The 12,618-nt window shown below is 38.8% G+C and carries 14 protein-coding genes; 12 read left to right on the plus strand and 2 right to left on the minus strand.

The genetic code is table 11. The annotated features are described in order from the left end of the window. Positions 1-6: 6 nt before the first annotated feature. From ruvB to yajC, 5 genes are all read left to right on the plus strand, one after another. A complete protein-coding gene (gene ruvB, locus CEF19_RS13770; protein WP_100406572.1) occupies positions 7-1,008 on the plus strand; it encodes a Holliday junction branch migration DNA helicase RuvB in 1,002 nt (333 codons plus the stop codon). Next, on the plus strand, positions 1,005-1,223 hold the full coding sequence (locus tag CEF19_RS13775) for a DUF2905 domain-containing protein (RefSeq protein WP_100406573.1): 219 nt from the start codon (positions 1,005-1,007) through the stop codon (positions 1,221-1,223). The genes ruvB and CEF19_RS13775 overlap by 4 nt, the downstream gene beginning before the upstream one ends. 87 nt (positions 1,224-1,310) lie before the next feature. Further along, positions 1,311-2,336 (plus strand): tRNA preQ1(34) S-adenosylmethionine ribosyltransferase-isomerase QueA, encoded by a 1,026-nt coding sequence (gene queA / locus CEF19_RS13780; RefSeq protein WP_100406574.1) that lies wholly within the window; start codon positions 1,311-1,313, stop codon positions 2,334-2,336. A gap of 23 nt (positions 2,337-2,359) precedes the next feature. Continuing rightward, positions 2,360-3,499, plus strand: a complete 1,140-nt coding sequence (gene tgt, locus CEF19_RS13785; RefSeq protein ID WP_100406575.1) for a tRNA guanosine(34) transglycosylase Tgt — start codon at positions 2,360-2,362, stop codon at positions 3,497-3,499. Positions 3,500-3,528: 29 nt separating this feature from the next. After that, positions 3,529-3,792, plus strand: a complete 264-nt coding sequence (yajC, locus tag CEF19_RS13790) for a preprotein translocase subunit YajC (protein ID WP_100406576.1) — start codon at positions 3,529-3,531, stop codon at positions 3,790-3,792. A gap of 97 nt (positions 3,793-3,889) precedes the next feature. Here the strand turns inward: yajC and CEF19_RS13795 are convergent, their stop codons facing one another. Next, entirely contained in the window at positions 3,890-4,279 is a 390-nt protein-coding gene (locus tag CEF19_RS13795; RefSeq protein WP_100406577.1) for a TIGR04086 family membrane protein, read from the minus strand. Between the two features lie 150 nt (positions 4,280-4,429). On the opposite strand from CEF19_RS13795, the gene CEF19_RS13800 reads away from it, so the two are divergent. Both CEF19_RS13800 and CEF19_RS13805 read left to right on the plus strand, forming a co-directional pair. Next, complete coding sequence (locus tag CEF19_RS13800; RefSeq protein ID WP_100406578.1) at positions 4,430-5,716, plus strand: ArsB/NhaD family transporter; 1,287 nt, start codon at positions 4,430-4,432, stop codon at positions 5,714-5,716. Positions 5,717-5,806: 90 nt separating this feature from the next. Beyond that, complete coding sequence (locus tag CEF19_RS13805; protein ID WP_100406579.1) at positions 5,807-6,463, plus strand: DUF421 domain-containing protein; 657 nt, start codon at positions 5,807-5,809, stop codon at positions 6,461-6,463. Between the two features lie 147 nt (positions 6,464-6,610). Here the strand turns inward: CEF19_RS13805 and spoVB are convergent, their stop codons facing one another. After that, complete coding sequence (gene spoVB / locus CEF19_RS13810) at positions 6,611-8,179, minus strand: stage V sporulation protein B (protein ID WP_100406580.1); 1,569 nt, start codon at positions 8,177-8,179, stop codon at positions 6,611-6,613. 243 nt (positions 8,180-8,422) lie between these two features. On the opposite strand from spoVB, the gene CEF19_RS13815 reads away from it, so the two are divergent. The 5 genes from CEF19_RS13815 to CEF19_RS13835 all read left to right on the plus strand — a co-directional run bounded on the left by CEF19_RS13815 (position 8,423) and on the right by CEF19_RS13835 (position 12,599). After that, positions 8,423-8,908 (plus strand): COG2426 family protein, encoded by a 486-nt coding sequence (locus CEF19_RS13815; protein ID WP_100406581.1) that lies wholly within the window; start codon positions 8,423-8,425, stop codon positions 8,906-8,908. 19 nt (positions 8,909-8,927) lie between these two features. Then, on the plus strand, positions 8,928-9,209 hold the full coding sequence (locus CEF19_RS13820) for a post-transcriptional regulator (RefSeq protein WP_100406582.1): 282 nt from the start codon (positions 8,928-8,930) through the stop codon (positions 9,207-9,209). Between the two features lie 122 nt (positions 9,210-9,331). Next, complete coding sequence (gene secD / locus CEF19_RS13825; RefSeq protein ID WP_100406583.1) at positions 9,332-10,636, plus strand: protein translocase subunit SecD; 1,305 nt, start codon at positions 9,332-9,334, stop codon at positions 10,634-10,636. Beyond that, entirely contained in the window at positions 10,626-11,570 is a 945-nt protein-coding gene (gene secF, locus CEF19_RS13830; RefSeq protein ID WP_100406584.1) for a protein translocase subunit SecF, read from the plus strand. The genes secD and secF overlap by 11 nt, the downstream gene beginning before the upstream one ends. A gap of 126 nt (positions 11,571-11,696) precedes the next feature. Beyond that, on the plus strand, positions 11,697-12,599 hold the full coding sequence (locus CEF19_RS13835) for a cation diffusion facilitator family transporter (RefSeq protein WP_100406585.1): 903 nt from the start codon (positions 11,697-11,699) through the stop codon (positions 12,597-12,599). The last annotated feature ends 19 nt before the right edge of the window (positions 12,600-12,618 follow it).

The following is a 12,618-nucleotide window of genomic DNA, read 5'->3' on the forward strand; positions in this document are numbered from 1 at the left end:
AGTAAGATGGAAGAACGAATGGTATCTGCAGAGATCCAAGAGATTGATCATTCAATTGAACAAAGCATCCGCCCACACAATTTAAGTCAATACATAGGTCAAGAAAAGGTGAAAAGAAATCTTGAAGTATTTATTGAGGCTGCAAAACTAAGGGAGGAAAGCCTGGATCATGTCTTACTTTATGGTCCGCCTGGACTAGGGAAAACTACGCTCTCTGCAATTATTGCCACAGAGATGGGTGTGCAAATGAGAACAACTTCTGGCCCGGCAATTGAACGTCCGGGAGATCTGGCTGCAATATTAACTGCGTTAGAGCCTGGAGATGTGTTGTTTATTGATGAAATTCATCGCCTGAACCGCATGGTTGAAGAGGTTCTTTACCCAGCAATGGAGGATTTTTGTTTAGATATTGTCATTGGAAAAGGTCCAACGGCCCGTTCTGTAAGGCTGGAGTTACCCCCTTTTACATTAGTTGGAGCGACGACTAGAGCGGGGATGTTATCGGCTCCTTTGCGTGATCGTTTTGGCGTTCTTGCTCGTTTAGAGTATTATACAGAACAGGATTTAGCTGTAATTGTTGAACGTACTGCAGAAATTTTTGCTGTGGAACTTCATCCGCTAGCAGCTGAAGAAATTGCTAGACGTTCAAGGGGGACGCCTCGTATAGCAAATCGTTTATTACGAAGAGTTCGAGATTTCGCTCAAGTGCAAGGCGATGGAACAATAACCCCTGATTTGGCTCAATCAGCATTAGGGAAATTGCAAGTTGACCGTCTAGGACTTGATCATATTGACCATAAATTATTAAAAGGAATGATTGAAAAGTTTCGAGGGGGCCCGGTTGGACTGGAGACAATCTCAGCAACTATAGGTGAAGAAGCTGACACAATTGAGGATGTATATGAACCCTATTTGTTACAAATTGGCTTTTTGCAGCGTACACCACGTGGTCGATTGGTGACGCCATTATGTTATCAGCATTTTCAACTGGAGGTTCCTAAGTCATGAGTTCAATTCCTAAACTTCTAATTGGATTAGGGATTACATTAATTGTCATCGGATTAATTTGGCAAGTAGGTGGTAGATTACTTCCATTTGGAAAACTGCCAGGCGATATTCTAATTAAACGCGAAAACACGACGATTTATTTTCCAATTGTGACATCGATTATAATTAGTGTAATTCTTTCTGTCATCCTCTTTATTGTCGGGAAATTCCGCTAACAGTTAGCAAAGACTTGATTATTAAAGTGAGGTTCTGTATGCTTTAAAAGATGTAAAGGTACGGACATCATGAAAGGTGAAATGAAAATGGATGTGAATGATTTTGACTTTAATTTGCCGGAGGAGTTAATTGCACAAACTCCACTTCTAGACCGAACAGCGTCTCGTTTACTAATCCTTGATAAAGAGACAGGTGCAATGCAGGATAGTGCGTTTACCGAAATAATCAATGAACTAAGGTCTGGTGACTGTCTTGTTCTAAATGATACAAGGGTCATGCCAGCGAGGTTATACGGGGTGAAGGAAGACACAAAAGCAAAAATTGAAGTTCTCCTCCTGAAACAGCTGGATGACGACAAATGGGAGACACTTGTTAAGCCAGGAAAGCGTGTAAAGGTTGGGACGACTATTTTTTTTGGAGACGGACTCTTAACTGCTACGTGCGTAGGAGAAGCAGAGCACGGCGGAAGAATCCTGAAAATGACTTACGAAGGAATATTTCATGAAGTGTTGGATGAATTAGGTGAAATGCCTCTACCTCCATATATTAAAGAGCAGTTAGATGATCAAGAACGTTATCAAACTGTTTTTGCAAAAAATCGTGGATCTGCTGCTGCACCAACTGCGGGACTTCATTTTACGACAGATTTACTTGAGCAAATCCAACAAAAAGGTGTTCATGTTGCCTTTATTACTTTACATGTTGGACTTGGAACGTTTCGTCCAGTAAATGTGGAGTCAATTGAAGAACATGAGATGCACTCCGAATTTTATCAGATGAGTGAAGGAACCAGTCGATTATTAAATGAAGTTCGTGGTAATGGTGGAAAGATTATTGCAGTTGGTACCACATCTGCACGAACCTTAGAGACAATCATGAACGAGAATGGGGCTTTTTGTGAAGCTTCAGGGTGGACATCGATTTTTATTTACCCTGGATATACTTATAAAGGAGTAGATGGATTATTAACAAATTTCCATTTGCCAAAGTCCACACTTGTCATGCTTGTTAGTGCATTGGCTGGTCGAGAGAATATTCTCCAAGCCTATCAGCATGCAATAGATAGGAAATATCGCTTTTTTAGCTTTGGCGATGCAATGTTTATTCGTTAAAGCATGTACAAGGAGGAAGTAAGATGGCTGCTGTCACATATGAATTAATAAAAACATGCAAACAATCAGGAGCTAGACTTGGACGCGTCCACACGCCTCACGGTTCCATCGAAACACCTATTTTCATGCCGGTTGGAACATTAGCTACGGTAAAGACAATGAGCCCCGAAGATTTATATGATATGAATGCTCAAATTATTTTGAGTAACACCTATCACCTCTGGCTTCGTCCAGGCCATGAGATTGTGAAGGAAGCTGGCGGTCTGCACAAGTTTATGAACTGGAAACGCCCCATTTTAACAGACTCTGGTGGATTTCAGGTCTTTAGCTTAAGTGACTTGCGCAAGATAGAAGAAGAGGGTGTTCATTTCCGAAATCATATGAGTGGGGAAAAGCTCTTCTTAAGCCCTGAAGGTGCAATGGACATTCAGAATGCGCTTGGGTCCGATATTATGATGGCATTTGACGAGTGTCCGCCGTTTCCAGCAGAGTTTGACTATATGAAGAAGTCAGTGGAACGGACAAGTCGGTGGGCGGAGCGTTGCCTCTCAGCCCATCAAAGACCAGAAGACCAAGGTTTGTTTGGTATTGTTCAAGGAGGAGAATACGAGGAACTTCGTAAACAAAGTGCGCAGGATCTTGTTTCTCTTGATTTCCCTGGGTATGCCATCGGGGGTTTGTCGGTTGGAGAGCCTAAAGATATTATGAATCGAGTATTAGAATTCACCACCCCGTTACTTCCTGCGAATAAGCCAAGGTACTTAATGGGTGTCGGATCTCCTGACTCGCTTATAGATGGAGCGATTCGTGGAATCGATATGTTCGATTGTGTTCTTCCAACAAGAATTGCTAGAAATGGGACATGTATGACAAGTGAAGGTCGGCTTGTTGTAAGAAATGCAAAATATGCACGAGACTTTAGACCTTTAGATGAAAATTGTGATTGTCATGTTTGCCAAAATTACACAAGAGCGTACATTCGTCACCTCGTAAAATGTGAAGAAACGTTCGGATTTAGGTTAACATCTTACCATAATCTATATTTCCTGTTAAAATTAATGGAGCAAGTGCGACAGGCGATACGTGATGATCGTTTGCTTGACTTCAAAGAAGAGTTTTTTGAGCAATATGGTTTTAATAAACCCAATGCGAAAAACTTCTAAAGTTATGATTAGAAAGGAGGGGAAATTTAATGGAGATTCTTGGTACTTTATTACCGCTAATTTTAATGTTTGCGATTTTTTACTTTTTGTTAATCCGCCCACAGCAAAAGAAACAAAAGGCTGTTCGTGATATGCACTCGTCACTTAAGCGTGGAGACAAGATTGTTACAATTGGTGGTCTACACGGAACAATCGATGCCATTGATGAGGATACTATGGTTATCCTTGTAAATGATAATCGAAAACTGACATTTGATAAGTCAGCAGTAAGAGAAGTTGTAAATCCAGACTGATTATGCACTCTTACGTACATAAGATAAGTAGCAACACCATTGTCTGCTTCTCTTACTTCAATAAAAAAGAAAACTCGGTTATGAGACCGAGTTTTCTTTATTTTTTATTTGAACTTGAACCTGATATATTAACCCCAATAATGCCACCGCATGCTGCTGCGAATAAATATCCCCCATGGAACATGTACTGCTCTATTGAAAATCCGTTGTTATAACCTAAATATTGAATGAGAAACGTTAAGACAGAAAATAACAGGGCTGTAACCGCGCCTGCCATCCATCCTTTCTCACGAGCTTTTGCCCCTGATACAAGTCCACCGATGAACATTGCAAGAAATGCAGTGACTAAAATAACCCAATAAAAGGATTGTTCAGTAAATGATGTAAATTTCAAAACAATGGAAACAACAAAACTAAATGATAAGGCAACCACTAAGATAGTTGCCACTCCAAAGAAAACTGCTGGTAGAAAGCCTCGATATGCCAAGAACTCCTCTCCTTTCTAAATAATAAAATAACCATACTACAGCTTATTCAGGCTTGTTCAAAATAGACGTATTAATTGTAAATGGTTTTGGACATGTTTCATGGAAGCTTGTCATAGGATGGTAGAAATGTGCAGGAGAGGAGAACAAAAATGGGAGTGACCTTGGCCTTAATCATTTTTATCATTAGTTACTTCTTTATCATAACTGAAAAATTTAATCGCGCTGTAATCTCATGCCTTGGTGGCGTTCTTATGCTTGTTACGGGCATTTATGGGGTTGATGCTGCTTTTTTACATCATATTGATTGGCATACGATTACGTTATTGCTTTCGATGATGATTTTAGTCTCGATTACGAGTCAAAGCGGTTTTTTTGAATATGTAGCGATTACTCTTGCCAAGAGGGTTGATGGACGTCCAATTCCATTATTGATTATGATTTCAACGTTAACTGCTTTTGGTTCTGCTTTTCTTAATAATGTAACGACAGTGCTACTTATTGTTCCAATTATCTTTACCCTAACCTCTTTATTGAAATTAAATGCAGTACCATTTTTATTATCAATTGTCATGGCATCGAATATAGGAGGAACTGCAACGTTAATCGGAGATCCTCCTAATTTAATGATTGGTCAAGCAGTAGGGCATTTAACGTTCAACGATTTTCTCATCCATTTAAGTCCCGTTGTTTTTTTCATTTATGCTGTCATAATGGTCGGACTTGTTCTTTATTACCGAAGACAGTTGAAGGTGCGCAAACAGGATCAGGCAAGGTTGCTGGCGATTAATCCAAATGACTTTATTAAAGACCGGGTTTTATTGATAAAATCGGTATCGGTTCTTACTGCAACAACGTTTGGTTTTATGATTCAACCCTTAATCGAAATTGACTTAACAAGTATTGCAATGGTTGGAGCATTGCTACTTATGCTCATTACTCACCAAGAACAAGATATGGAGGAAGTATTTCGTTCTGTGGAATGGGTAACCTTGTTCTTCTTTGTCGGTTTATTTATGTTAGTAGGTGGATTAAAAGAAGTGGGAATTATTGATGAAATTGCTAAATCAATTATTTATTACACTGATGGCGATTTGCCAAAAATGGCTTTATTTATTTTATGGGGATCAGGAATTTTATCTGGTTTTGTAGATAACATCCCGTTTGTTGCTGCGATGATTCCTGTTATTCTTGAATTTCAGCAATATGGGATGACAAATTTAGATCCTCTTTGGTGGGCACTTGCACTTGGAGCCTGTTTAGGAGGGAATGCGACAATTATTGGAGCAACAGCAAATGTAATTGTTGCAGGGATGGCGTTGAAACAAAAGCAAGGCTTTAGTTATTGGGAATTTCTAAAAGTTGGGATGCCGATAGCACTCGTATCTTTTATCATCTCCACTGTTTATCTGTATTTCCGTTATTTAATTTATTTTTAATTGGTTTGTTACCAAAAGCTACAATTCATGTGTGCTCTCCACTCGGTCATACTACACTTAAGGAGAATGTAGGGGAAAGGGGAGAGCGGTATGGACTACATAACAATTATAGTGCGAACAGTTTTTATTTATTTTATTATTTTATTTATTCTTCGGTTTATGGGGAAACGTGAAATCGGACAATTATCTCTTTTAGATTTTGTTGTCTCTATTATGATAGCCGAGTTAGCGGTTATTTCGATTGAGGATGTAAATGTACCGATGATGAACACAATTGTTCCCATTTTAATGTTATCCCTTATTCAAATTGTTTTTGCGTACGTGTCTTTGAAGAGTGAAAAGGTACGGGATTTAGTTGATGGGGAGCCTTCTGTACTTATTAATGAGGGGAAAATCGATGAAGGAGAAATGAGAAAACAGCGCTATAATTTTGATGATTTGCTTGTTCAATTGAGGCAGAAAAACATCAGTAATTTATCAGATGTTGAATTTGCTATTTTAGAGCCTTCTGGAAAACTCTCTGTAATTGAGAAAAAAGACCATTTACAACAGAATGTACCTAAAATGCCGCTACCATTAATATTAGATGGAAGAGTCCAGCATGATCATTTGAAGAGAATTGACCAAACACCGCTGTGGTTAAGACAGGAAATGAGAAAATTAGGTTACCGAGACATTAAAAAAATTTCGTATTGTTCGTTAAAAGGTGACCATTCATTTTATGTTGATTTGATGGATGAAAAGTAACAAACTCCTTCGTTTATTGTGACAAGGGAGTTTTTTGTTTGCGCTTAGCGCTTTTGTATTCGGGACAGGCGATAGTGTCATGTTCGTTTCACAAAAAGCAGTTGAGGATAGTCTCAACTGCTGCTTTTTGTATATTTCGTTAAGAAATCAACGAGGAGCAAACGCACATAGCCATTTGCCGATTACCGGGACCCGGATTAATTCTTCACGAAGTACAAGCCCAAGCAAAATCATGACCACACTATAAAAAGTGGTGATTAATGCTATACATAGGACAGTTTTTATTAAAAGTGACGAGTCAACAAACGCATACGTATATAAAAGAAAGCCAAGCCATGCCGTTGAACCAATGAGTAGAATTGCTTTGATGATTATTTTGACGTCAATCGTGAAGCTTATCATTTTTACGACGGATGCAAAATGAAGCATGGTGACTAGGATAAACCCAATTACAATAGCTAGGGCAGCCCCCATAATCCCAAATTCTGGCCTCGAAGCAAGAACGAATATCGCTGCTGTTTTTATAGCTGCTCCAAATAAACTATTCATCATTGCAGCTTTAGCAAGATCAAGAGCCTGAAGGGTAGCCTGTAGTGGTCCCTGGAAGTACAAAAAAATGGTAAATGGCGCCATGATTTTAACATAGGAAGCAACGGTTGGCGCATCGTACATAAGTGTCATAATAGGTTCGGCGAACGTATAGAGGACAACAGCTGATATTCCCCCGGAAATCAAAGCAATTCGTAAAGCCTGACTTAGTCGGTGGTGTATTAACTTCGGTTGATTATTAGCAGAAGCTTCACTAACAGCAGGTACAAGTGAAACCGATAACGAATACGTAATGAATGTGGGTAACAAAATAACAGGAATGACAAAGCCCGCAAGCTCACCATATTGTTTAGTTGCAATAACAGTAGCAACACCTGCTAAAGCAAGGCTTTGTGCAACGACAATCGGTTCAAAAAAGAGAGACAAGGAGCCAATTAGTCGACTACCTGTTGTTGGTAATGCAATTCTCATTAAGTCACCAAATGTTTGCTTACCTGTTTTAACAAAATCAAAAAAATCACGCCTTACCTTAAAACGCTTATTCTGTTTAAACATGAAAATCATGTATAGAAGTGAAGCGAATTCACCGATAACAACAGAAAGCATGGCCCCAGCAGCGGCATACTCTACACCCATTGGAAGAAACGCTGTGGTCATAACTGCGACTAACGTAATTCTAACCACCTGTTCAATAACTTGAGAAATAGCGGTAGGTTTCATATTCTGACGCCCTTGAAAGTACCCTCGCATGACCGAAGAAAGTGCAACGATTGGTACGATGGGTGCAATCGCAATGAGGGGGTAATAGGCTCTTGAATCGGTCAAAAGGTGATTTGAAACGAGCGGTGCAAAGGCGATCATGGCAATTGTGAAAATAATGCTTAAAGTACCTGTCACAGAAAGAGCAATAACAAGAATTCGTTTAATGCGTAATCGGTCACCGCTTGCCTCTGCTTCAGCTACAAGTTTAGAAATAGCTACAGGGAGTCCTAACTGTGTTAAAGTTATGACTAGTAACAAAGTTGGCACTGCCATCATATATAGACCAACACCTTCAGCTCCCATGATTCTTGCAACAACAATTCTATTTACAAATCCAAGTAGCCTCGTAATTAGACCTGCAATTATTAGGATGAACGTTCCCTTCAGGAAGGTCTGTTTTGTCATTTAACTGCCCTACTTTCCTAAAAAATGATGGATATTTTCCGTTATTATTTATATGCTTAGTAATAGGTCAAGCATGACAAGTAGTTTCAATGATGACATTAAGAAAAAGAACTTGTTTTTCTATCAATCTCTTTTTCCGTCAAATTTTGAGGAAACTTTCATCGCAAACTGAATTAACTTTGGTTTTGTTAATTATTAAATTAGGCGTACATTTTAGTAAGCTTCGAAGGAGAGGAACGGTCGTTGAAGGAAACCATTGAACATTTTATTTTAGAGAATTTTGGATTTTTGCCACCTGAGTTGTTGGTTGTATTTGTTTCCGCTTTACCAATTTTGGAGTTGCGTGCAGGAATTCCGCTTGCCTTTCTCCAAGGTTTATCAGCTACGGAAGCTTTTATTTATTCAATGATTGGTAATTTACTCCCAATCATTCCGATTTTAGTTTTATTTCGGCCGATTAGTAAATGGATGCTCCGTTTTTCGTTATATAGACGTTTTTACGATTGGCTGTATAATCGAACAATGAAGAAAAGTAATAATGTTGAGAAATTTGGTGCACTTGGTCTTATTTTATTTACAGCTGTTCCTTTGCCAACAACAGGTGCTTGGTCTGCAAGTCTTGCAGCGATACTCTTCTTTATTCCGTTTAGATCAGCTTTACTATCGATAGCTATTGGGGTGGTCATTGCCGGTTTAGGGGTTACTATCGCTATTTATTCTATTTTTTAACTTGCGAGGTGTTTTATCTATGGAGGAGAAACAGCAATTTGATAGTTGGAGAGAAGATGTAAGTCCTTGTTTACAATCAAAACTTGATGAGTTTCATTTTCTTGGCTATGGCCGGGCAACATCGGAGGATATATGGAAATGTGTCATTCACCGTCTTAGAAAAAGAAAAGATTTTATGCATCTTCATGAATTTGTCAACGTATTGTTGACGTTAAAGCCACAGGATTATATGACATGGTTAACGGTCAACTCTTATAAAGAACCAGAAGATTGGTTTTTTGAGTTAAAGAATAAATCATAAGCATCGCTAGGCAATTGACAGGGATTTTCATTGACCGATATAATAGGACTATTGTGTAGATATGAATGCTTGTCATTTCCGACAAGCATTATTGCGTTAATTGAAGGAGGCTTTTTAGGGACATGGTGAAAAAAGGACGGATTTATGCTTTTTTTCTCATCGTACTTATCCTCGGTGGAATCATGAGTCAGACGGTGATGGGGATTACGAAAGAAATAAAGCTCGGATTAGATCTTCAAGGTGGATTTGAAATTCTGTACCAAGTCCATCAAGCGAATGATGGTGAAGACATTAATGACGACACGTTGAATGCCACAGTAAGCGCACTTAATCAGCGTGTAAATGTAATCGGTGTCTCAGAGCCTAACATCCAAATCGAAGGGGATGACAGGATTCGCGTTCAACTTGCTGGTGTTGAAGACCAACAAACAGCTCGTGAATTATTATCAACAGAGGCGAACTTAACATTTCGTGATGTAGATGATAAGGTATTATTAGATGGAAGTGATTTGAAAGAAAATGGAGCAAGTGCTTCGTTTAAAGACCAAACAAATGACCCGATTGTGACACTAACTTTGAAAGATGCAAAACGATTCGAGGACGTTACACGAGAAATTTCTCAACGGCCTCCAGGTGAAAACTTATTAGTAATTTGGTTAGATTTTGAGGAAGGCGTTGACTCATATAAAGAAGAGATGTTAAAGCCAGAGCCTAAATTTCTTTCTGCAGCAAGTGTAGAACATACGATTCCTTCTCGTGATGTAATGATTAGTGGTAGTTTCACACTTGAGGAAACAAAATTTATCTCAGAAGTTCTTAACGCTGGTTCACTACCTGTTCAATTAGAGGAAATTTTCTCGAGTTCTGTTGGGGCGTCACTTGGAGAACAAGCGATGCAAAAAACAGTGTACGCAGGATTTATTGGAATCATTTTAATTTTTGCCTATATGCTTTTTTATTATCGTTTTATGGGTGGAATTGCTGTTATTACATTAAGTGCGTATATTTATTTGGTTCTCTTAGTCTTTAATTTGATGAATGCTGTTCTTACGTTGCCTGGTATCGCTGCTCTCATATTAGGAGTCGGAATGGCTGTTGATGCCAACATCATTACATATGAACGGATTAAGGAAGAAATTCGTTCAGGGAAATCTATGATGTCATCCTTTAAAGCGGGAAGTCGCCGCTCTTTATCTACGATATTAGATGCAAATATTACAACTATTTTAGCGGCTACTGTGTTATTTTCTTACGGGACAAGCTCTGTTCAAGGGTTTGCGGTTATGTTGATTGTCAGTATATTAACAAGCTTTGTTACAGCCGTCTATGGATCAAGACTTCTACTTGGGCTTTGGATTAATAGTCGCGCATTAAATAAAAAGCCAGGCTTTTTTGGAGTAAAGGAAGGTGAAATCAGTGAGCTTTAATTTTCAAAAAAGAGAAATTGATTTCGTAAAACACCGGAAAAAGTACTTTATTTTTTCTTCTGCCTTTGCTTTGCTTGGAATCATTTTATTACTAACAATGGGCTTAAATTTAGGGATTGATTTTGAAAGTGGTTCGCGCGTAGAAGTTCTTAGTCAAGAACCTTTAACTGCGGACCAAGTGTCTAATGAATTTGCTCAGATTGGTGAAGGATATGAGCCGAGTGATATTACCCTAGCAGGAGACCAAAATGAGTTAGCTGTCGCACGTTTTGTTGACATCCTAGACGCAGATGACATTTCAGAAATTCAAACGCATTTTAAAGAAAAATATGGTGCTGAGCCGAGCGTAGGGACAGTTTCTCCCACAGTAGGAAAAGAATTAGCTCAAAATGCGATAATTTCCGTACTTATTGCTTCCATTGGGATTATTATATATGTAACAATTCGCTTTGAACTTTTGTATGGAATTGCGGCGATTGTTGCACTATTGCATGATGCATTTTTCATTATAGCTATTTTTAGTTTACTTCAGATTGAGGTGAACGTTCCATTTATTGCAGCGGTTCTGACTATTGTTGGTTACTCAATAAATGATACCATCGTTACGTTTGACCGAATTCGTGAAAACATGAAGCTCACTAAGAGAGTAAAAGATTTTAATGATCTTGCGAATATCGTTAACACTAGCTTGGTTCAAACTATGGCAAGGTCCATCAATACAGTTCTAACTGTTGTATTTGCTGCCGCAGCAATTATGATATTTGGTGGAGAAGCTATTCGTTCTTTCGCGTTTGCACTATTGGTTGGTCTTGTAGCAGGAACATATTCTTCGATGTTCCTAGCCTCGCAACTGTGGCTGATCTGGAAGTCGAAGCAGCTTAGTAAACAAAAATTTAAAAGTTCACCTGACCCAGAAGAAGAACCGACCGTTTAAAACAGCTAAGACCATGGTATTTGCCATGGTCTTTGTGTTTGAGGAGGGAAGTAACATTTTTTGCATACCATCAACTAGTTCTTGGTAAAATAAAGAGGGTTAGATATTTAAAAAGAGGGTGTTTATATGGAAGAATCAGACATTCGTTATCGAAAGGTACGTTTTGCAGCCTGGATTGGTATTATTGGTAATATTGTTTTAGCCATTATAAAAGCTATAATTGGTATTATGGCAAATAGTCGTGCTTTAATAGCGGATGCGGTTCATTCTGCCTCGGATGTTGTTGGTTCTGTTGTTGTTTTAGTTGGAGTTAGGGCAGCTAAAATGCCTCCAGATGAAGATCATCCATATGGTCATGGCAAAGCTGAATCTGTTGCAGCAATTATCGTTGCTGTTTTATTAGTTATTGTCGGATTTGAGATCGCTTTAAATGCATTTCAGTCGTTCTTTGAACCTGTGGTAGTCCCTAAAATGCTAGCGATTTATGCAGTGCTGTTTTCGATACTAGTAAAAGAATTAATGTTTCGATATAAGTATAATTTGGGTAAAAAATATAAGAGTGAAGCATTAATGGTAGATGCTTGGCACCATCGTTCAGATGTTTATTCCTCGATTGCGGCTTTAATTGGGATCGGTGCTGCTATTTTAGGTGGGTACCTAAATATCCCTTTCCTCGTTTATGGAGATGCGTTAGCCAGTGCGTTTGTTGCCGTGTTAATTGCAAAGATGGCTTGGACGTTAGGAAAGCAATCCATTCATAATGCGCTTGATCATGTCTTACATGAAGAAGATACGGTTGAGATGAAGAATGCAGCTGCAAATGTAGAAGGTGTATTGAATGTTGACGAGTTTTTGGCGAGAGAACATGGGCACTATGTTATTGTAGATATTAAAATTGCAGTCAATCCCGAAATAACGGTTCGGGAAGGTCATGCGATTGGAAAGAATGTCAAAGTGCGGTTACTCGAGGATAAGCTTGTTCAAGATGTCCTCGTTCATATAAATCCGTATGAAAAAGTATCCGAATGAGGAGAGAGGAGGATATGAC

It is taken from the genome of Bacillus solitudinis (assembly GCF_002797395.1).
GTDB classification, from domain to species: Bacteria; Bacillota; Bacilli; order Bacillales; family Bacillaceae_D; genus Halalkalibacter_A; species Halalkalibacter_A solitudinis.

Bases quoted from the DNA above. Each gene is read 5' to 3' on its own strand.
- CEF19_RS13805 (WP_100406579.1), top strand. From the start codon at position 5,807: ATGGACTACATAACAATTATAGTGCGAACAGTTTTTATTTATTTTATT.
- spoVB (WP_100406580.1), bottom strand. From the start codon at position 8,179: ATGACAAAACAGACCTTCCTGAAGGGAACGTTCATCCTAATAATTGCA.
- tgt (WP_100406575.1), top strand. From the start codon at position 2,360: ATGGCTGCTGTCACATATGAATTAATAAAAACATGCAAACAATCAGGA.
- yajC (WP_100406576.1), top strand. From the start codon at position 3,529: ATGGAGATTCTTGGTACTTTATTACCGCTAATTTTAATGTTTGCGATT.
- CEF19_RS13800 (WP_100406578.1), top strand. From the start codon at position 4,430: ATGGGAGTGACCTTGGCCTTAATCATTTTTATCATTAGTTACTTCTTT.
- secD (WP_100406583.1), top strand. From the start codon at position 9,332: ATGGTGAAAAAAGGACGGATTTATGCTTTTTTTCTCATCGTACTTATC.
- queA (WP_100406574.1), top strand. From the start codon at position 1,311: ATGGATGTGAATGATTTTGACTTTAATTTGCCGGAGGAGTTAATTGCA.
- CEF19_RS13835 (WP_100406585.1), top strand. From the start codon at position 11,697: ATGGAAGAATCAGACATTCGTTATCGAAAGGTACGTTTTGCAGCCTGG.
- CEF19_RS13820 (WP_100406582.1), top strand. From the start codon at position 8,928: ATGGAGGAGAAACAGCAATTTGATAGTTGGAGAGAAGATGTAAGTCCT.
- CEF19_RS13775 (WP_100406573.1), top strand. From the start codon at position 1,005: ATGAGTTCAATTCCTAAACTTCTAATTGGATTAGGGATTACATTAATT.
- ruvB (WP_100406572.1), top strand. From the start codon at position 7: ATGGAAGAACGAATGGTATCTGCAGAGATCCAAGAGATTGATCATTCA.